This window comes from Streptomyces cyslabdanicus, from assembly GCF_052663305.1.
Map to the genome: position 1 here is coordinate 13,377 of NZ_JBQRUW010000038.1, position 19,848 is coordinate 33,224.

Annotated in this window: 17 protein-coding genes and 1 riboswitch; of the genes, 8 read left to right on the forward strand and 9 right to left on the reverse strand. The window is 72.0% G+C overall.

Going from position 1 to position 19,848, the window contains the following annotated elements; all coding sequences use genetic code 11:
• Positions 1–146 precede the first annotated feature (146 nt).
• Together ACTYVM_RS22345 and ACTYVM_RS22350 are read left to right on the forward strand one after the other, a co-directional pair.
• Positions 147–368, forward strand: coding sequence for a 3-deoxy-D-manno-octulosonic acid transferase (locus tag ACTYVM_RS22345; protein ID WP_445527637.1), 222 nt, complete (start codon positions 147–149; stop codon positions 366–368).
• A gap of 372 nt (positions 369–740) precedes the next feature.
• Positions 741–1,193, forward strand: coding sequence for a cyclic nucleotide-binding domain-containing protein (locus tag ACTYVM_RS22350; RefSeq protein ID WP_400035185.1), 453 nt, complete (start codon positions 741–743; stop codon positions 1,191–1,193).
• Between the two features lie 19 nt (positions 1,194–1,212).
• Here ACTYVM_RS22350 and ACTYVM_RS22355 read toward each other — a convergent pair whose 3' ends face one another.
• Together ACTYVM_RS22355 and ACTYVM_RS22360 are read right to left on the reverse strand one after the other, a co-directional pair.
• Complete coding sequence (locus ACTYVM_RS22355; RefSeq protein ID WP_445527638.1) at positions 1,213–2,601, reverse strand: MFS transporter; 1,389 nt, start codon at positions 2,599–2,601, stop codon at positions 1,213–1,215.
• A gap of 39 nt (positions 2,602–2,640) precedes the next feature.
• Positions 2,641–3,396 (reverse strand): TetR/AcrR family transcriptional regulator, encoded by a 756-nt coding sequence (locus ACTYVM_RS22360; RefSeq protein ID WP_445527639.1) that lies wholly within the window; start codon positions 3,394–3,396, stop codon positions 2,641–2,643.
• A 121-nt stretch (positions 3,397–3,517) separates the two neighbouring features.
• On the opposite strand from ACTYVM_RS22360, the gene ACTYVM_RS22365 reads away from it, so the two are divergent.
• Positions 3,518–4,735, forward strand: coding sequence for a saccharopine dehydrogenase family protein (locus tag ACTYVM_RS22365; RefSeq protein ID WP_445527640.1), 1,218 nt, complete (start codon positions 3,518–3,520; stop codon positions 4,733–4,735).
• Positions 4,736–4,853: 118 nt separating this feature from the next.
• Positions 4,854–5,207: a DUF488 domain-containing protein gene (locus tag ACTYVM_RS22370; RefSeq protein WP_400035177.1), complete on the forward strand. Its 354-nt coding sequence runs from the start codon at positions 4,854–4,856 to the stop codon at positions 5,205–5,207.
• Between the two features lie 45 nt (positions 5,208–5,252).
• On the opposite strand, the gene ACTYVM_RS22375 is transcribed toward ACTYVM_RS22370, so the two are convergent.
• The 3 genes from ACTYVM_RS22375 to ACTYVM_RS22385 form a co-directional block, all read right to left on the reverse strand.
• Positions 5,253–6,926 (reverse strand): FAD-binding dehydrogenase, encoded by a 1,674-nt coding sequence (locus tag ACTYVM_RS22375; RefSeq protein WP_445527641.1) that lies wholly within the window; start codon positions 6,924–6,926, stop codon positions 5,253–5,255.
• A 35-nt stretch (positions 6,927–6,961) separates the two neighbouring features.
• Positions 6,962–7,594, reverse strand: coding sequence for a TetR/AcrR family transcriptional regulator (locus tag ACTYVM_RS22380; RefSeq protein ID WP_445527642.1), 633 nt, complete (start codon positions 7,592–7,594; stop codon positions 6,962–6,964).
• Between the two features lie 210 nt (positions 7,595–7,804).
• Positions 7,805–8,359, reverse strand: coding sequence for a YciI family protein (locus ACTYVM_RS22385; RefSeq protein ID WP_445527643.1), 555 nt, complete (start codon positions 8,357–8,359; stop codon positions 7,805–7,807).
• 182 nt (positions 8,360–8,541) lie between these two features.
• Here ACTYVM_RS22385 and ACTYVM_RS22390 point away from each other — a divergent pair, with 182 nt between their 5' ends.
• The gene (locus ACTYVM_RS22390; protein ID WP_445527644.1) at positions 8,542–8,994 is read left to right on the forward strand and encodes a hypothetical protein; all 453 of its coding nucleotides are present in this window, start codon (positions 8,542–8,544) and stop codon (positions 8,992–8,994) included.
• A 66-nt stretch (positions 8,995–9,060) separates the two neighbouring features.
• On the opposite strand, the gene ACTYVM_RS22395 is transcribed toward ACTYVM_RS22390, so the two are convergent.
• The 3 genes from ACTYVM_RS22395 to ACTYVM_RS22405 form a co-directional block, all read right to left on the reverse strand.
• Positions 9,061–9,327, reverse strand: a complete 267-nt coding sequence (locus tag ACTYVM_RS22395; protein ID WP_445527645.1) for a hypothetical protein — start codon at positions 9,325–9,327, stop codon at positions 9,061–9,063.
• Between the two features lie 90 nt (positions 9,328–9,417).
• Entirely contained in the window at positions 9,418–10,785 is a 1,368-nt protein-coding gene (locus ACTYVM_RS22400; protein WP_445527646.1) for a hypothetical protein, read from the reverse strand.
• Between the two features lie 164 nt (positions 10,786–10,949).
• Entirely contained in the window at positions 10,950–12,455 is a 1,506-nt protein-coding gene (locus tag ACTYVM_RS22405; RefSeq protein ID WP_445527647.1) for an LCP family protein, read from the reverse strand.
• Positions 12,456–13,230: 775 nt separating this feature from the next.
• Positions 13,231–13,402: riboswitch (M-box (ykoK) riboswitch) on the forward strand.
• A gap of 424 nt (positions 13,403–13,826) precedes the next feature.
• Between ACTYVM_RS22405 and mgtA the strand changes: the two genes are divergently transcribed.
• The 3 genes from mgtA to ACTYVM_RS22420 all read left to right on the forward strand — a co-directional run bounded on the left by mgtA (position 13,827) and on the right by ACTYVM_RS22420 (position 18,863).
• Entirely contained in the window at positions 13,827–16,547 is a 2,721-nt protein-coding gene (gene mgtA, locus ACTYVM_RS22410) for a magnesium-translocating P-type ATPase (RefSeq protein WP_445527648.1), read from the forward strand.
• 94 nt (positions 16,548–16,641) lie between these two features.
• Positions 16,642–17,388, forward strand: a complete 747-nt coding sequence (locus ACTYVM_RS22415; RefSeq protein ID WP_445527649.1) for an MBL fold metallo-hydrolase — start codon at positions 16,642–16,644, stop codon at positions 17,386–17,388.
• Between the two features lie 236 nt (positions 17,389–17,624).
• The gene (locus ACTYVM_RS22420) at positions 17,625–18,863 is read left to right on the forward strand and encodes a DUF4032 domain-containing protein (protein WP_445527650.1); all 1,239 of its coding nucleotides are present in this window, start codon (positions 17,625–17,627) and stop codon (positions 18,861–18,863) included.
• 1 nt (position 18,864) lies between these two features.
• On the opposite strand, the gene ACTYVM_RS22425 is transcribed toward ACTYVM_RS22420, so the two are convergent.
• Complete coding sequence (locus ACTYVM_RS22425; protein WP_445527651.1) at positions 18,865–19,737, reverse strand: universal stress protein; 873 nt, start codon at positions 19,735–19,737, stop codon at positions 18,865–18,867.
• Positions 19,738–19,848: the final 111 nt, after the last annotated feature.

A 19,848-nucleotide genomic window follows, 5' to 3' on the forward strand; every position in this document is an offset into this window, starting at 1 on the left:
AGCTTCCGCTGACGCGCCTCCGGTCCGAAGCACGAGATTCCGTATGCCCGGGAGCGGGAGCGGCAAACTCCGCTTCGCGTGGTTCTTCTTCGTACCGGTCGCTTCGATGCGCCATCGCGGCCCCCGGGAGCGGGTAGGTGCAGGACATGACCGATGTGGTGCACTCGGACGAACTGCTGCGGCGGATCCAGCGGGCCAGGGCGTGTGCGGCGCAGGAGGAGCGCCGATGGCGGGACCGCCGCGACACCCTCGGGGCGAACGAGCCGGACGCCGCGCGCGAGGCGGCCGTACGCGCCCTGACCTACGAGGCCGTCCTGCGAGTGCTGGACGAGATCCTGGCCCCGGGCCGGCGGGCCGAGCGGGCCTGACGGGCGGAGTGAGTCCGCTCACGTGACCCGGTTCCGGCTGCACGGAACACCCCGGAATGCTTTACGGTTCATCCATACGCGGCGACGGGGTCGACCCGAGACGTCCTCCGTGCGTCGCCCTGTACGGCCCTGGCTGGTCTCCCCCGTCCAGCCAGGGCTTTTTCATGCCCCCTTCCGGAGACGCGCGAAAGGTCCCGGATCGGTCCGCTTCAGCCGCGGCCCGGTACCCGGCCATGCCGGTCGGCGTCGCCGCCGCGGTGAGCGGACGGCGGAAGGAAGTCGCCTCCGCCGAGGTGCCCGGGTGACTCGCAGCGGCTGAAATGGGGAGGAGGCACATGCGGGGAACCCATCGCCGGCGAGGAGCTTCGGGTCATGACCAAAGCGATAAAACTTCTGACCGCCCTCCCCCAGAAACAACGCGAGCGTCTGATGGAGGTCGCGCGGGAGGTCTCCTTCCCCGAGGACACGAGGATCTTCGAGGCGGGGGGTACGGCCGACCGCTTCTGGGTCATCCGCTCCGGCGCCGTGCACCTGGACCAGCAGGTGACGCCCACCCGCAAGGTGACGGTGGCCTCCCTTGGCGCGGGCGACCTGCTCGGCTGGTCCTGGCTGTTCCCGCCGTACCAGTGGGACTTCGGGGCGGAGGCGTACAGCCAGGTCCGCGCCTACGAGTTCGACGCCTCGGCGGTGCTCGCGCTGTCCGTGGAGGATCCGCTGCTCGGGCTGTCGCTGGTGCGGACCGTCGCCGAGGTCCTCGCCCACCGGCTGGAGCTGACCCGGGGCAAGCTCCTGGAGCAGTACACCATCCCCCGGCGCTCCCACTGAGCCGTCGGATCCGGCGGGGTCAGATCCGGTAGCGGCGCAGCGCCGGGACGGCCGCCGCCAGGCCCAGCATCAGGACGACCACCAGCAGGCCGCCGCCGGCCACCGCCGCGCGCGGGCCGAAGGCCGAGCCGGCCGTGCCGTGCAGGACGTCCGCCAGGCGCGGGCCGCCCGCGACGACGACGGTGAAGACGCCCTGCATCCGGCCGCGCATCTCGTCGGTGGCGGCGGACAGCAGGATGGCGCCGCGGAACACCATGGAGACCATGTCGGCGACTCCGGCGGCCGCCAGGAACACCACCGCGATCCAGAGGCCGCGGCTCAGCCCGAACCCGGTGACGGCCGCTCCCCAGGCGGTGACCGCGCCGATCACCATCCAGCCGTGCCGGCGCGCCCGGGAGAAGGTGCCCGAGAACAGCCCGCCGACCACCGCGCCGACCGGGATGGCCGCGAACAGCAGGCCGAGCGCGAGTCCCTCCCCGTAGGGGGCGTACGTCTCCGCGGCGAGCTGCGGGAACAGGGCGCGGGGCATGCCGAAGACCATGGCGATGATGTCGGCGAGGAACGACAGCAGCAGCACCTTGTGCCCGGAGATGTAGCGGAACCCGTCGGCGATCTCCCGCACCCCCGCGCGGCGCACGGCGGTTCCGGCCAGGGGCGGCAGCGCGGGCAGGCGCCACACCGCCCACACGGTGACGCACAGCGCCACGGCGTCGACGAGGTACAGCTCGGGCAGCCCGATGACGGGGATGAGCGCGCCGGCCAGCAGCGGCCCGGCCACCAGGCCGGTCTGCATGACGGTCGATCCGAGGGCGTTGGCGGCGGGCAGTTCCCCGGCCGGGACCAGCCGGGCGATGGAGGCGTTGCGGGCCGGGGAGTTCAGCCCGAAGAAGGCCTGCTGCACGGCGAGCAGCACCATCAGCACCACGACCGAGTCGAACCGGGCCGCCGCCTGCACCCAGAACAGCAGCGAGGTGACGGCGATGCCGCTGTTGGTGATCAGCAGCAGCTTGCGGCGGTCCATCGTGTCGGCGACCGCGCCGCCCCACAGCGCGAACACGACCATCGGGACCAGGCCGGCGAGGCTGGCGTAGCCGACCCAGGCCGAGGAGCCGGTGATGTCGTAGATCTGCTTGGGCACGGCGACGGCGGTGAGCTGGCTGCCGACCGCGGTCACGATGGTCGAGGACCACAGCCGGCGGAAGGCGGGGCGGCGCAGCGGCCGCGTGTCCATGGCCCAGCGGCGCCAGCCGCGCCGGCCGGCTCCGGGCGGGTCCGAGGCGTCGCCGCTCGGTCCGGTGCCGCCGTCGCTCGATGCGGTGCCGCCGTTCGGCGCGGTGCTGCTGTCGCTCGGCGCGGTGCTGCTGTCGCTCGGCGCGGTGCTGCTGTCGGTTCTCTCGCTGGAGTCCACGGGCTTCCTGGTTGCTCGCTACATCTACCGGTGCGGTGTTCAGTGTCGCAGTACCGGCCGGGTCCTCGGACCGCCCGGATCCAGACCGCCGCCGCGCACGCGCTCCAGGTGGGCGGCCGCGCTGTCGAGCAGCATGTCCAGGGCGGTCGGGTAGGCGCTGGTGACCATGCGGGCGGCGAGCAGGGGCGCCGCCTCGGCGATGTGCGGATGCGTGGTGGCGGGCAGCCGGGCGTAGGTCGAGTGCCACATCTCCTCGTCGGCGCGCAGCGCGGCGCTCGGCAGGGCCAGGGAGGCGGCGTCGAGCGCGGCGAAGGCGAGGGTCTGGTCGACGAAGGCGTGGTAGATCCGCACCGTGTCGGACAGCGGGAAACCGGCCCGCCGCAGCACGCCCAGGACGGCCTCGTCGGCGGCCAGTTCGTTGGCCCGGCCGGAGACGCGGTTGGCGGTGACCACCGCGGCCTGCGGATGGGCGACGTACGCGGAGTGGATGCGCAGGCCCGTCTCGCGCAGGTCGGCCCGCCACTGCCCGGTCGGCTCCCAGCCGGCCAGCGCCCGGCCGATGAGGGCGTCGCCGATGGCGAGGGTGAGGTCGTCCATGCCGCGGAAGTAGCGGTAGAGGGTGCTCGGGTCGCAGTCGAGCGCCAGGCCGAGGCGGCGGGCGGTCAGTCCCGCGCTCCCGTGCTCCCGCAGCAGGCGCAGCGCGGTGTCGACGATCAGTGTCTCGGACAGCACGGTGCCGCTCCGGGTGGGGCGGCGGCGCCGTCGCTTCTCCTCGGGGACCACCGGTTTCGGCATCCCGACCTCCTCGGACTCCTCAGGGCTGTTGCCGACGCTTACGCCAACACCATTGACCTTACGTGGTGGCGCGGCGTTGTATCGGCGCGGTCGGCACAGAGACCGAGAGGGAGTTCTGGTCATGCGTGTACTGCTCGTGGGAGCCGGTGGTGTGGGGACCGCGATCACCCGGATCGCGGCCCGTCGTCCGTTCCTGAAGGCGATGGTTGTCGCGGACTACGACCGGGGGCGGGCCGAGTCCGCCGTGGCGGCCGTCGGCGACGACGGCCGGTTCACCGCCGAACGCGTCGACGCGAGCGACGAGTCGGCGGTGGCGGACCTGCTCGCCCGGCACCGCTGCGACGTGCTGCTGAACGCGACCGACCCGCGCTTCGTGATGCCGCTGTTCCGCGCCGCCCGCACGGCCGGCGCCGGCTATCTCGACATGGCGATGTCCCTGTCCCGGCCGCACCCCGAGCGGCCGTACGAGGAGTGCGGGGTCAGGCTGGGCGACGAGCAGTTCGCGCGGGCGAAGGAGTGGGAGGAGGCCGGCGCGCTCGCGCTGGTCGGCATGGGGGTGGAGCCGGGCCTGTCCGACGTGTTCGCGCGGTACGCCGCCGACGAGCTCTTCGACGAGATCGAGGAGATCGGCGTCCGCGACGGCGCGAACCTGACCGTCGACGGCTACGACTTCGCGCCGTCCTTCAGCATCTGGACCACCATCGAGGAGTGCCTGAACCCGCCGGTGGTGTACGAGGCCGGGCGCGGCTGGTTCACCACCGAGCCGTTCAGCGAGCCGGAGGTGTTCGACTTCCCCGAGGGCATCGGCGAGGTCGAGTGCGTGAACGTGGAGCACGAGGAGGTGCTGCTGGTCCCGCGCTGGGTCGACGCGCGGCGGGTGACCTTCAAGTACGGTCTGGGCCGCGAGTTCATCGACACCCTCAAGACGCTGCACCTGCTGGGCCTCGACCGCACCGAGCCGGTCACCGTGCCGGGCCCGGACGGGCCGGTCGCCGTCTCGCCCCGGGACGTCGTCGCCGCCTGCCTGCCCGACCCGGCGACCCTGGGCGAGCGGATGCGCGGCAAGACCTGCGCGGGCACCTGGGTGCGCGGCACCAGGGACGGCGCCCCGCGCGAGGTGTACCTGTACCACGTCGTCGACAACGAGTGGTCCATGGCCGAGTACGGGTGCCAGGCGGTGGTGTGGCAGACGGCGGTCAACCCCGTGGTCGCCCTGGAGCTGCTGGCCACCGGCGCCTGGTCGGGAGCGGGTGTGCTGGGCCCGGAGGCGTTCCCGGCCCGTCCCTTCCTGGACCTGCTGACGGAGTACGGCTCCCCGTGGGGCCTGCGCGAGCAGTGACCGGGTCCGGCACCGTTCGGGTCATGCCGGTTCCCCTCGCCGTGAGGCGCGGCCGGGCCCGGGGCGTACCGCAGTACGCTCCGGGCAGGATTCCCCCGCACCCCAGAGAGGCCCGACCGTGACCGTCCGCGTGCGCCGCATCTACGATCCGCCCGAGTCCGACGACGGCGTGCGGGTCCTGGTCGACCGGCTCTGGCCGCGCGGTGTCTCCAAGGAGGACGCGCACATCGACGAGTGGCCCAAGGCCATGACGCCGTCCACCGAGCTGCGCCGCTGGTACCACGGCGGGGAAGGGTCCTACGAGGAGTTCCGGCGCCGTTACGAGGCCGAGCTGGCCGAGCCGGACGCGGCCGAACTCCTGGACCACATCAGGAAGTTGGCCCGCCGGGGCCCGGTGACCCTGCTGACCGCCTCCAAGGCGCCGGAGCAGAGCCAGGCCTCGGTGGTGGCCGGACTGCTGAAGAAGAGGTGAGCCCGCCCGCCCCCGCGTCCCACGGGGGCGGGCCGTGACGTGCGCTCAGGCGGTCTGCCGCGCGGCGGCCCGGCCCGCCGCACGCCCGGAGAACAGGCACCCGCCGAGGAAGGAGCCCTCCAGGGCGTTGTAGCCGTGCAGACCGCCGCCGCCGAAGCCGGCGACCTCGCCGGCCGCGTAGAGGCCGTCGATCACCTGTCCGTCGCGGCCGAGGGCGCGCGAGTCCAGGTCGGTCTGGATGCCGCCGAGCGTCTTGCGGGTCAGAACGTGCAGCTTGACGGCGATCAGCGGTCCGGCCGCCGGGTCCAGGACGCGGTGCGGGGCGGCCACCCGGCCGAGGCGGTCGCCGAGGTAGCGGCGGGCGTTGTGGATGCCCTGGATCTGGGTGTCCTTGCTGTAGGGGTTGGCGATCTGGAGGTCACGGGCCTCGATCAGGCGCCGCACCTCGGCGGCGTCCAGGAGGGGTGTGCCGGTCGACTGGTTCATCTTCTCGACCAGTCGCTCCAGGGTGTCGGCGATCAGGAAGTCCTCGCCGTGCCGCAGGAAGTCCCGTACGGGGCCGGGCGCTCCCTTGCCGAGCAGCCGGTCACGCAGCACCGCCCTGCGGTCCTTGGCCGTGATGTCGGGGTTCTGCTCGGAGCCCGACAGGGCGAACTCCTTCTCGACGATCCTGCGGGTCAGCACGAACCAGGAGTGGTCGTACCCGGCGATGTCCTCGGTGGTGCGCAGGTGTCTGAGGGTGCTGAGCGTGTCGTAGCCGGGCAGGCAGGGCTCGGGCAGCCGGCGGCCGAGGGCGTCCAGCCAGACGGAGGACGGGCCGGGCAGGATGCGGATGCCGTGGCCGGGCCAGATCGGGTTCCAGTTGCGCAGACCCTCGGTGTAGTGCCACATGCGGTCGCGGTTGACCAGCCGTACGCCGGCCTCGGCGCTGATGTCCAGCATCCGGCCGTCGACGTACGCCGGGACGCCGGTGACCATCCGCGCCGGCGGGGTGCCCAGGCGCTCCGGCCAGTGGCGGCGGACGAGGTCGTGGTCGGCGCCGATGCCGCCGGTGGTGACGACGACGGCCTGCGCGGTGAGCTCGAACGCGCCGGTCTCCTCGCGGTTGGAGGCGACGCCGCGGGGCGAGTCGTCCTGGACGAGGACCGTGCCCCGCACTCCGCGCACCGAGCCGTCCTGGACGACGAGTTCGTCGACCCGGTGGCGGTGGTGGAAGGTGAGCAGGCCGTCGCGCGCGGCCTGGAGGGCGTACGCGGCGAAGGGTTCCACGACGCCCGTGCCGGTGCCCCAGGCGATGTGGAAGCGGGGTACGGAGTTGCCGTGGCCGTCGGCGCGCAGATCGCCGCGTTCGGCCCAGCCGACCGTGGGCAACAGCGTGATGCCGTGCCCTTCCAGCCAGGACCGCTTCTCCCCCGCCGCGAATTCGACGTAGGCGCGCGCCCAGCGCACCGCCCAGGAGTCCTCGTCGTCCAGCCGGTCGAACCGGGCGCTGCCCTGCCAGTCGTTCCAGGCCAGCTCGAAGGAGTCCTTGACGCCGAGCCTGCGCTGCTGCGGGGTGTCGACGAGGAACAGCCCGCCGAAGGACCAGTACGCCTGCCCGCCGAGGTTGGCGGCGTTCTCCTGGTCGACGAGGGCGACCCTGCGGCCCCGGCTGGTCAGTTCGTGCGCCGCGACCAGGCCCGCGAGGCCCGCTCCGACGACGATGGCGTCGGCGTCCATGGCGACCGTCCCCTTCCTGTTCTCCTCGGGCTTCCTCAGTCTTCTTGCGGTGCGTGTGCGGTGCCGCCGTCGGTGAGCAGCGCGGTGAGCAGCTGTCCGAGCCAGGCGCGGGCGCCCTCGACGTCCTTGTCGAGCAGCAGCCGGGTGGTGACTCCGTCGTACGCGGCGACGACTGCGTGGGCGGCGCCGTCGGCGTCGCCGAGGACGGCGGGCAGCGGGGTGCGGGCGCGGGCGAGCCGGTCGGCGACGGCCCGGCGCAGTCGCGCGCGGTGCTCAAGCAACGTCTGCGCCACGGCCGCGTCGCGGGCGGCGTGCACCAGGAAGTCCGTCTTGACCAGGAGCCAGTCCAGGTCCAGCAGCAGCACGTCGGCGACCCGGTCGACGGCCGCGGGCACGTCGAGGTCGGGGCCGTCGAGGGCGAGCGCCCCGGCCACCTGGTCGGCGATCAGCTCGGCCTTGTCCCGGTAGAGGGCGAAGAACAGCTCGTCGAGGGTGGTGAAGTTGGAGTAGAAGGCGCCCCTGCTGTAGCCGGCGGCCTCGCAGACCTCCTCGATCGTCACCCGGCCGAAGCCCTTGGCGGCGAACACCGTGAAGGCGGCGTCGAGCAGGTCGGCCCGCGTGCGCTGCCGACGCCGGGTGACGCGCCTTTCCGTGCCCTCGTCCGCCATGCCGGACCTCCCGTTCGATACGCGAATGTATCCGATGCGTCGGTGTATCGAAAGGGCGATGCCGGTTCACGGCACGGATGCGGGACGCCTGGACGGCGGCCGCGCCGGTCCTGCTGCCCGGCACCGTGCCGCCGTACCTGCGGGTGGTGGCCCGCGGCACCACGGTGCGCCGTCTCGCCGGGGCGATGCCGTCGGCTCGGCGCCTTCCGCTCAGGACGGCCGGCCGCCGAACCGCCAGGCGTGGACCTCGACGTCCGCGTACCGGGCCGGGGCCAGGACGGCCCGTGCCGTGTCCGGGTCCGGCGCCCGGACCAGGGCCGCCGTGCCCAGCCGGGCCGCTCCGTCGTCGGACAGCAGCGGCCCGTACGCGATCAACTCGTCCCGGTCGGGCGGTGCGGCGGGGTCGGCGGCGTCCTGCCCCGCGCCCAGGCCCAGCACGAGGTAGCGGTCGCCGCCGGTACGGCCACCGGGGAAGTCCCACATCGTGCGCCCGAGCGTGTTGCGCCACCGCAGCAGCAGGACGTCCCGGTAGACGCCGGACTGGTAGTTGGGCTCGTCGAAGGCGAACGCGCGGGCGGCGGCCGGATCCGGCAGGTCCAGGATGTGCACGCTGCCGGTGGGCGTCTCGCCGTCCTCGGCGAGCGTCGGACCGCGGGCGATCATCTCCTTCGCGAACCGGTCCATGTAGGACCAGTGCTCCTCCAGTTTCTCGTGGCGCAACGGCAGGGAGCCGGGCCGGTCGCGGTGGTAGCAGAAGAACTCCATGTCCCAGACCCTTCCTCATGGCAGAACCCCGGAACCTCCTACTTGCACGATCACGCAAGTATGCGGCTATGCTGCTGAAGGCAGCAGGAGGCACCTGGCCATCCCGTCCCCCGCGTTCCAGCGCTCCGACGTGCGCACTGCCGGGTTCCTCGAAGGAGAGAAGGTAGTTGGTGATGTCGGTGATGAAAACTCTGCCTCACCCGCGCAACGGCGCCGGCACCGCCGTCCTCGGCGTGATCACCTTCACCACGCTGGAGATGACCGTCCTGGCCACCGCCCCGACGGCGTACCGTCCGGTCATCAGTGGCGCCCTGCTGGGAGCGGCCGTCACGGCGTTCATCCTGCTCGCAGCGGTGGTGCGCGCGGATCGCAAAACCAGTCGGCGAGCGCGGCGCCGCGTTCTGGAGGCGGTGGACGGGTCGTCGTTCACCTCCCGCACCCTGGAGGGCTTCCCCATGGAAGCGGTCCGGCCCCGTCTGCTGGGACCGAACGCGCCCTCCCTCAACCACCTCTACACCGCCTGGGCCTTCGCCTCCCGCGGCCATGACACCGCCTGGCTCGTACGCCACCTCGGCCTGCCCATGGATCTGGCCCGGTTGCTGGCCGACGCCGCGGCCGCCCGCCTGCGGGACTGACCTCGGTCACCGCTGTCCATCGCGAAGAACGATGCCGGAATCCGCTGCCCGTCAACGACGAAGACGTCAGGTGCCGCCCTGGACCAGCAGGGCGATCCGGTCGGAGTCGAAGGCCACCCAGCGTGAAGAGGCGCATCCCGGCAGCCTCAGTCGGCACAGGGTGTCCCCCTCGGGGCTGGTCCACCATCCGGTGACGGTGCCCGGCCGCGTCCATCCGGTCCCGTCGCACACCTCGACCGGACGATAGGTGGTCCGCACCTGCTCTTCCGGCGGCAGCGGACATCCCCTGGCCAGTTCTTCCAGCAGGCTCTCGGCCGTGGTCGTGTGCGGCACGGCTCTGTCCCTCCCGACTCTCTCGATTCTGTCGCCCTGGGTCGGGCGCTTGGTCACCTGTCACCCGAGAAGGTCGCCGCCCCGGGGCGATCACCCCCAGTCGCCGCCGAAGTCACCCCCGCCGTCCGACCCGAAACCACCGTCGAATCCCCCCGCGAAGTCGGAGGCCCGGAAGTCCGCCCCGGAGAACTCGCCGCCGTCCGGCAGATCGGGGGCGGACGAGGCGCCGTCGCCGGAACCGGCGAAGGCGGACGGCGCGCTGAGCATGCTGCCCAGCAGGGTGCCGGCGAGCAGGCCGCCGACCACCGCGCCCGCGCCGCCGAAGTAGCCACCCGCCCACGGCGCGTACGCCGGGCCGGCGTTCCAGTACGGCTGGGCGCCCTGGCCGGTGTCGACCATCCGCGTCATCGGCTGTCCGCCCTGGGTCACCCGGGCGGCGTCGTCCGCACAGGCGGGGACCATCCGCGGAGCGCCGCCTGGCGGGCACCAGTTCACGTCGTCGGCCGAGGGACCGTGACGGGGGTCGAAGAAGCAGGGCACACGACGCTCGGGCAGCGGGGTTCCGCCGCGGCGGGCGGCCAGGGTGGCCAGGGCGAAGCGGCCGTCGGCCAGCGTGGCGGTCACCGGCTGCACGTCCTGCGGCCGTGCCGCATCGGCCATCTGCTGTTTGGCCAGCTCATAGGCGTCGAGGGCACGGGAATAGTCGTCGCGCATCTCGTCGGTGGCGCCCGGCTCGGACGGGGAGAAGGCCAGACGGTCCAGTTCCTCGCCGAAGGCGGTGATGTCCTCGTCCACCACCACCCGCAGGGCCTCCAACTCCCTCTGCTCGGCCTCCCGCCGCTTCCTCGCCCGCCGCCACAGCGCATATCCGCCCCCGGCCGCCCCGGCCGCGAGCAGGCCGCCGACCATCAGCCCGCCGCCGCCAAAGCCGCCGTCACCGCTGTCCTTCCAGGACGCGGGGGCGTGCCCCTTCGCCTGCTGGACGGCCTGGTCGACGAACGCGTTCAACTGCGTCTCCGTGTCCGAGGCGTAGGAACGCTGCACGGCTCCCCGCAGGTTGTCGACGGCGCTCTGCGACATCACCTGATGGTCCGCCCTGGCGTTGAACAACTCGCCCAGGCGCACGGCGTACACCCCGCTGATGCCGGTGAGTGAGCGCAGGTCCGGCATCAGGGACGCCTGCGGGTAGTCGGCGGACCGGGGCAGTACCGCGACGAAGACCGGCTTGTCCGCGGCCTCGATCCTCGCCGCGAGCTTGTCGGCCGCGGACTTCGGCAACTCCCCCGCGGCTCGCGGATCGACGTACACCGGCCCCTTCTTGAAGGCTTCCGCCACGGCCCCCGTACCGGTGTCCGTGGCAGCCGTCGCACCGAAGGCCGGCGGGGCGAGTCCCACCAGAGCTGTCACGCCCAGGGCGGCGAGGGCCCGGGCGAAGCGAGACCGTGGCGAAGCGGGCATGAATGAGACCTCCTTGCGAGGGAACGTCCGCTCCCCCTCCAGGACAACTCCTGTGCGACGGAGGGAAGGAGCGGACAAACCCCAACGCTTGTTCAATTGCGCAATAAAGAAATTATGCCAGACGGGCTCACCTCCGGGCCGAGTTCGGCACGGGTGTCAGCGACTCAGTTGACGCACGGCACCCCGCCCGCCTTCACGGCGATGCCCGAGTCGGCAGGCGGCGACGGGGTCGGCTCCGTGGCGGCCGGTGACGACGGCGGTCCGCTGGGCAGTGCGTGGTTCCCGCCCAGGGTGACCACCACATGGCCGGCGGGCACCTGCGAACTGGAGACCGGGGCAGCGGCGTTGAGCCGGCCGGCGATCTGCCGCGCCGCCTGCTGGGCGCCTGGGCCGTAGACGACGGTGGTGGTGGGCTGCACGGCCGCGTTGCCGGTCGTGCCGGCCGTGTAGCCGAGTTCGACCAGGTAGGACAGCGCCGCGGAGGCCTCGCCCTCGGTGCCGTTTCCGTTGCGTACGTCGACGACGGCGGGCGCGGCCGGGGCGGTGGCAGCCGGTGACGGGTTCTGGCCGAACTCCTGCCGCACCATCGCCTTGATCTTCTCCGGGTCGACCAGGTTGACGTCCTGGCCGTTGCGGAGCGCGAAGCCCTCGATGGGCAGGGTGTGGAACACGACGTTCCCGCCGGTGAGGTTGGTGGCCTGCTGGGCGAAGTCGAGGACGTTCCAGGAGCTGTCCAGGACGATGTCCTTCTTCACCGTGTCGAACAGGCCCTGCAGCTTGGACGGGCTGCTCCACACTCCCTGGGACCTGAGCTGGTGGGTGACGCTGGAGATGAAGGCCTGCTGCCTGCGGGTGCGGTCCAGGTCCCCGGCGTCCAGGCCGTGCCGCTGGCGCACGAAGGCCAGGGCCTGCCGGGCGTTCAACTGCTGCACGCCCGCCGGGAAGTCCGCTCCCGAGTAGCGGTCCTTGACCGGGTGCTTGAGACATACCGTGATGGGCTGCAGGACCTTGGCGATGTCGTAGAAACCCAGCAGGTTGACCTCGGCGAAGTGGTCTATGGGCACCCCGGTGAAGTCCTGGACCGTCGCCAGCGTCGCCTCGCGCCCGGCCTCACGGCTCCTGGCCTCCAGGTCGGCACCCTTGACGCCCTGCTGGGCGTACTTGTCGCGGGCGCCGGTGTAGGCGTTGGCGTAGGCTTCCTTGATCTTGTAGTGGCCCTGTACGGACCCGTCGCCGTTGAGGGTCTGCACGTAGTCGTCGCGCGGTATGGAGAACGCCTGGACCCTGCCGCCACCGGCGGGGATGTGCATGAGGATCAGGGTGTTGGTGTTGTAGTAGCCGATACTGCTGGATCCGGCGTGCAGCTCCTTCTGCACGAACTGCCGGGGCAGGTCGTTGCCGTTCATGTCCTTGCGTGAATCCAGGCCGATCAGCAGCAGGTTCACGGCGTTGTCCAGGCGCGGTGGCGCCTTCTTGCGCACCACGTCCAGCGCGTCGGACGTGGTGAGCCCACTGATCAGGGTGTGGTACGCGTACCAGGTCGCCCCGCATCCCAGCAGCAGGGCCGACGACACCGTCCACACCACCACGCGCAGCGCGCGTATCCCCAACGAGCTTCGCCCGCTGCGGACAGCGGCGCGGCGCCGACGGCGCCCTGTGGACTCAGACACGGCGGGCCCTCCCCACGCCGAACCGGAGGACAGCCGCCGCCAGCACGACGACGAGCACCGCACACTCCGCGGCGGCCATCGCCGGGAACACCGCCACGGCCCACCGCGCCAGTCGTGTGGCAGGCGGACCGTCGGACGTCAGCGCCCATCCGGCCGTGACAGCGGCCACAGCCGGAACCGGCAGTGGGACCACCCACCCCAGGACGCGACCGCGGACCGCCAGCAGAGCCGCGAGGAATGCGCCCGCCGTCGCCCCGGACACCACGCCCCAGCCGGGACCGTGACCCGCGACCGCGTCCACCGCCGCCCCCAACAGCGCAGGGCCTGCCAGCGCCAGAACAGCGGCACCGGTCCCGGGCCCTCCGACCCGGGACGCGTCACCTGTTCCTCGCGGGCGCCGCCTGCGCGACGCACCCTGGGACGACGCGCGCCCCCCGGCACCGCGCTGCGCGACCACCCGCGCCTGGCCGGGCGGGCAGCCCCGCCCTTGCGTACCGACGCCACCGACGGTCCGTTCCTGCTGATCACGCATACGTCCGCTCTCGCTGATCCTTGAATGCGGCGACGGAGCCCGGTCGTCGTCGACATCGCCGCCCTGCCACCCGTGAGACGAAGAAGCAGCGCAAATAGTTGCACGGTCGCGCAAGTGAGCAATCATCAACGGGTCGCGGACGCCTTCAACTATGCCAAATAAAGGCATTTTCCGGACCGACCCACCGTCCTACTTGCGCTTATACGCAAGTAGTGGGCTACCATGGGGGTCGTTCGAAGGCAGCAGGCACCTCGTTCGGTGAGGCGTCTTCACGGACACAGGCCACTGATCCCACCCGTCGAGAGACGCTCCGGATCAGGACAGGTCTCCCCGAATTAAGGGGTGACCCCAAGTGGCTTCCCCGCAAGGGGATCACGCCGTGGAGTGCCAAAGCTCTGACGAGTTGGGGTGATCCGGGATCCGCCCGGTCGCTCCTTGCCGAGTCGTACGGCGCACCGCGCGCCCCGGCCGGAAGGAGGCGAGAGACATGGACTGCGACAGCAGTGGTCCGAGTAGCAGTCATACCGCCCCGGCGGCCTTCCCGTTTCCTGCCACGGCAGGTCTTCCGCCTGTCCGCACGCGCGCCTTCGCGGCCGTGTGAACCACCGCTGAGCTGACGCCCGCGGCCACCGCACGACGGGTCCGCGCAGACTCCGGGTGCGGCCGCGGTGTGCCTGCCTTCTCCTGCCCCACCCCTTTCTGATCCTTTCTGATCCCTTTCCGATCCTTCCGGCAACGGGGGTGCTTGTGCTGCCCCGGTGCCGTTGCGACTACTCCGCGCCACGGTCGGCTCTGCCGTGTGCTCACGCCTGCCGTCGTGCGCGGAGGGAGGTACGTCGATGACCGACACGATGACCCCTGAGCGCCTGGCTCCGCCGGGCCGTACCCGCCGCGAGCGCCGCACCGCCGAACTGGAGGCCCGCACCCGGGCGGCGGGCGCCCGGCTGGCCGCGATCAGCCGCCGTCCCGCCGCGCAGGTCCTGAACGACACGGCCGGCGACGGGCCGGGCCTGACGCACGCCGAGGCGGCGGCCCGACTGCAGCGGGACGGCGCCAACGTCGTCGCCCACGAGCGGACGCCCAGGTGGTACGTCCAGTTGGCCAAGGCCTACGGAAACCCCTTCATCGCCGTCCTGGTCTTCCTGGCCGGCGTGATGTACTGGCAGGACCCGGCCGACCCCGGCGTGCTGATCCTGTCGACGATGGTGCTGATCAGCGGCGTGCTCCGGTTCTGGCAGGAGTACCGGTCCGCGAGGTCGGCCGCCGCGCTCAAGGCGCTGGTCACCACGACCACCAGGGTGCGGCGTTACACGGCGGAAGGTTCCGCTTCCTCCTCACTCGAAGTGCCGATGGAGCAGGTCGTCCGGGGCGATGTGATCCAGCTCGCAGCCGGCGACCTGGTGCCCGCCGACCTCAGGCTGCTGACCGCCAAGGACCTGACGGTCGGCCAGGCCGCCCTGTCCGGCGAGTCGCTGCCGGTGTCCAAGGCCGACACCCGCGCGAGCGACCTCGGACAGCAGGAGACCGACGACCCCGTCGAAGCCGACAACCTCTGCCTGATGGGCACCTCCGTGACCTCCGGCACCGCCACCGGCGTCGTGGTGGCCACCGGGTCCGACACCTACTTCGGGTCGATGGCCGGTTCCCTGGTCGGAGCGCGCCCGCAGACCAACTTCGACAACGGCGTGCGCAGGGTCAGCTTCCTGCTGATCAAGTTCATGCTGGTCATGGTCCCGGTGGTGTTCGCGGTCAACGGCCTGACCAAGGGCGACTGGAACGAGGCGTTCCTGTTCGGTATCGCCGTCGCGGTCGGGCTCACCCCCGAGATGCTGCCCATGGTGGTCTCGGCCAACCTGGCGCGCGGAGCGGTGGCCATGTCCAGGCGCAAGGTCGTGGTCAAGCGGCTCAACGCCATCCAGAACTTCGGCGCGATGGACGTGCTGTGCACGGACAAGACCGGCACCCTGACCGAGGACCGCATCGTCCTCGACCGCCACCTGGACGCGCACGGCCAGGAGGACGACGAGGTGCTGCAGTACGCGTACCTCAACAGCCACTTCCAGACCGGCCTGCGCAACCTGATGGACCAGGCGGTGCTGGACCGCGTCGACGAGGCCGAGGAGATCGTCGTCGACGCCCGCTTCACCCTGGTCGACGAGATCCCCTTCGACTTCGCCCGCCGCCGTATGTCCGTGGTGCTGAGCCGCACGACGTACGCCGACGCCGAAGCCGCCCGCTCGGCCGAGCACACCCTGATCACCAAGGGCGCGGTCGAGGAAGTCCTCGCGCTGTGCACCCACATGACGGACCGGGGACAGCGGATCGAGCTGACCGCGGAACTGCGCGAGCAGGTCACCCGTACGGCTCAGGACCACAACCGGGAGGGCCTGCGGGTCCTGGCCGTCGCCACCCGCTCGCTGCCCGCCACCCGCGACACCTACACCGTGGCCGACGAGGACGAGCTCACGCTGGCCGGCTTCCTCGCCTTCCTCGACCCGCCGAAGGCCGACGCCGCCCAGGCGCTGCGCGCCCTCGCCGACAAGGGGATCACCGTCAAGGTCGTCACCGGCGACAACGAACTGGTCGCCGCCCGGGTCTGCGCCGACGTCGGCATCGACGTGGGCAAGGTCGTCACCGGGGCCTCCGTCGAGGACCTCGACGACGACGAGCTGACCGAACTGGCCGCCCGCACCACCGTCTTCGCCAAGGTCAACCCGGTACAGAAGGCGCGCATCGTCCGCGCCCTGCAGCGCGGCGGACACACCGTCGGCTTCCTCGGCGACGGCATCAACGACGCCGCCGCGCTGCGGGACGCGGACGTCGGGATCTCCGTCGACACCGCCGTCGACATAGCCAAGGAGTCGGCCGACATCATCCTGCTGGAGAAGGACCTCACCGTCCTCGAACAGGGCGTGCTCCAGGGCCGGCAGACCTTCGGCAACACCATCAAGTACATCAAGATGACGGCCAGCTCGAACTTCGGCAACGTCTTCTCGGTCCTGGTCGCCAGCGCCTTCATCCCGTTCCAGCCGATGCTGCCGCTGCACCTGCTGGTGCAGAACCTGTCCTACGACATCTCGCAGCTCGCCACCCCCTGGGACCGCATGGACCCGGAGTACCTGCGCAAGCCGCGGAACTGGGACGCACGCGGGATCGGCCGCTTCATGGTGTTCATCGGCCCGATCAGCTCGATCTTCGACATCACGACGTTCCTGCTGATGTGGCACGTCTTCTCCGCCAACACCGTCGGCAGCCAGAGCCTGTTCCAGTCGGGCTGGTTCATCGAGGGCCTGCTCTCCCAGACCCTGATCGTGCACATGATCCGGACCCGCAAGATCCCGTTCATCCAGTCCAGGGCCTCCGTGCCGGTGATGGTCATGACCGCGGCCGTGATGGCCTTCGGTATCGCACTGCCCTTCACCCCGCTCGGTGCGTCCATCGGCCTGCAGCCACTGCCCATGAGCTACTTCCCGTGGCTGATCGGCACCCTGCTGGCGTATTGCGTCCTCACCCAGCTGGTGAAGGTCTGGTTCATCCGGCGTTTCCACAGCTGGCTGTGACCGACACACGGGGCACGTCCGCGCTTGCACCGCACCCCGACGCATCTGGTTGGCTGTCCCCGTCGGACAACCGCCCCGGGATGCGAGGAGAGCGATGCGCGCGGACGTGCAGCAGGTCGCCGACGGCACCTATCTGGTGCACGGCAGCAACACGAACTGGGTGATCCTGACCGAGGGCGACGCCGCCACCCTGATCGACACCGGCTACCCCGGTGACCGGCAGCAGTTGCTCGACTCGTTGGCGGCGGTGGGGAGTTCGCCCCGGGCGGTGGCGGCCGTGCTGGTCACCCACGCGCACAACGACCACCTGGGCTCCGCCGAGTACCTGCGCCTCGCCCACGGCACCCCGGTGCGGCTGCACGAAGCCGAACTTCCGCACGCGCGGCGGGAGTTCCTGCACCAGGTGACCGTCGGGCAGGTGCTGCGCAACGGCTGGCGGCCCGGCGTGCTGCCCTGGGCGGTGCACGCGCTGCGCCTCGGCGGCACCGCACACGTGCCGGTCGCCGCGCCGGAGCCGTTCCCGGCCGCCGGCCCGCTCGACCTGCCGGGGCGGCCCGTGCCCGTGCACACGCCCGGCCACACCCAGGGCCACACCGTCTTCCACCTCCCGGACACCGGCGTGGTGGTCTCCGGCGACGCCCTGGTGTGCGGCCACCCCACCTCGCGCCTGACCGGTCCGCAGCTGCTGCCCGACATGTTCCACCACCAACGCGCCCAGGCACTGGCCTCGTTGGGCAGGATCGAAGCCCTGGAGGGAGACCTGCTGCTGCCCGGGCACGGCCCCGTGCACCGCGGTCCGGTGCGGCAGGCGGCACTGCGGGCACGGGAGCTCGCCCTCTAGGCCCTGTCGTCAAACTCCCGCCTGCCCCGCGACGCCATGCACGCATTCTCGCCGCACCGGGCCCTGACCCAAGTACATCCAGTACGAGGGCCAGGGCCCGGCACGCCAAGAGCACGCACCTGACGCCGCAAGGCCCGCCCTCCGGGCGGACGACGGGAGTTTGACGACAGGACCTAGCACCTGCTGCCAAAGTCCCGCCTGCCGCGCGATGCCCTGCACGCCCTAGGCTTCCTGCCATGGGCTTGCAGATCAGCGCCACCAACCCGGAGCACCCCGCGCTCCTGTTCGAGCTGCCGTGGCGGACACCGCTGGCCGAGTGGCCCGAGGAGTACCTCGTGCCGCTGCCGCGCGGCATCTCCCGGCACGTGGTGCGCTACGCCCGCGCCGGCGACGAGGTGATCGCCGTCAAGGAACTCGCCGAACGCCCGGCACTGCGGGAGTACGGGCTGCTGCGCGACCTGGACCGGCTCGGCATCCCCGCGGTGGACCCGCTGGCCGTGGTCACCGGCCGCACCGACCACGCCGGCGAGCCGCTGGAGCCGGTACTGATCACCCGGCACCTGGGCGGGTCGATGCCGTACCGCTCGATGTTCGAGACCACCCTGCGCCCGGCCACGATGCACCGCCTGATGGACGCCCTGGCCGTGCTGCTGGTGCGGCTGCACCTGGCCGGGTTCGCCTGGGGCGACTGCTCCCTGTCCAACACGCTCTTCCGCCGCGACGCCGGCGCGTACGCCGCCTACCTGGTCGACGCCGAGACCGGCGAGCTGCACCGGAGGCTGAGCCCCGGGCAGCGGGAGTACGACCTCGACCTGGCCCGCGTCAACATCAGCGGCGAGCTGCTGGACCTGGAGGCCTCCGGCGCGCTGCACCCCTCGGTGGACCCGATCGAGTTCGGCACCGAGATCTGCGCCCGCTACGACGGACTGTGGCAGGAGCTGACCCGCACCTCGGTGTACCCGGCGGGCAAGTACCACTACATCGAGCGCCGGATCAGACGGCTCAACGACCTCGGCTTCGACGTGGCCGAGATGCAGATCGAGAGCTCCGCCACCGGCGAGACGGTCACCTTCGTGCCCAAGGTCGTCGACGCCGGCCACCACCAGCGGCAGTTGCTGCGCCTGACCGGCCTGGACACCGAGGAGAACCAGGCGCGGCGGCTGCTGAACGACCTGGAGAGCTGGATGGCCACCCAGGACGACTACGCGCCGGGCGGCGGTCACCCGCACGCCGCACGCCCGGAGGTGCTGGCGCACCGCTGGGTGCGGGAGGTGTTCCGCCCCGCCGTGCGGGCGGTGCCGCGCGAGCTGCACGGCACCATGGACCCGGCCGAGCTGTACCACGAGCTGCTGGAGCACCGCTGGTACCTGTCCGAGCGGGCGCGGCACGACATCGGCCTCGACACCGCCGTGCAGGACTACGTCAGGACCATCCTGTCCCAGGCGCGCGAGACGCCGGAGGCGACGTCCGGCTGACTCACGGGTGCGGGACGACGACGACCGGGCAGCCGGCGTGGTGCAGCATCCCGCTCGCGACGGAGCCGATCCGCGCGCCCACCGCCGTACGGCGCACCCGGCGCCCCACGACCAGCAGCTGGGCGTGCTCGGCCGCGGCGAGCAGCACCTGGCCCGCGCTGCCCATCTCCACGTGCTCGACGACGGGGACGTCCGGGAAGCGCTCCCGCCACGGCTGGAGCGCCGCGGCCAGCGCCTTGCTCTCGTAGGGCTCCAGGCCGCCGGCCTCGTCGAGCAGCTTGAGCGAGCCGGGGCTGTAGGCGAACACCGGCGGCAGCGTCCAGGCACGCACCGCCCGCACCCCCGCTCCGCGTGCGGCGGCGGTCTCGAACGCGAACTCCAGGGCCGCGGCGCTGTCCTCGGGGGCGCCCTGCTGCCCCACGACGATCTCCCGGCCCGCGACCTCGGCGGCCGGGCGGTCCTCGGCGCGCACCAGGACGACGGGGCGTTCGGTCCCGGCGATCACCTGCTGTCCGACGGAGCCGACGAGGAACCCGACGAGGGCGCCCCGTCCGCGCGAGCCGAGCACCAGTGCCTGGGACCGCGCCGCGGCGCCGAGCAGCGCCGGCACGGCGTCGTCCTCCACGGCGTCGGCGGTCACCTTCAGGCCCGGGTGGCGCTCGGTGACGGTCCGGGCGGCCTCGGCGACCGCGTCGCGCACCCACGCCTGCTGGCTGTCCCGGTCGCCCAGGTCGAAGGCGTCGTGCACCTCGTGGCGCCAGGCCCGCACCACGCGCAGCGGCAGCCCGCGGCGCTCGGCCTCCCGTGCGGCCCACGCCAGTGCGGCGAGGCTCTCCTCCGATCCGTCCACCCCTGCCGTGATCGGGCGTGTCATCCCGTGTGCCTCCCTGTGTGGTGAGCCGTTCCCGGTCCAGTCTCCCCCACCGGCCGGTCGCCGCGGCGGCCGGCCGGTGCGGTCGCCTGCCACGTACTCGGGCGCGGCGGG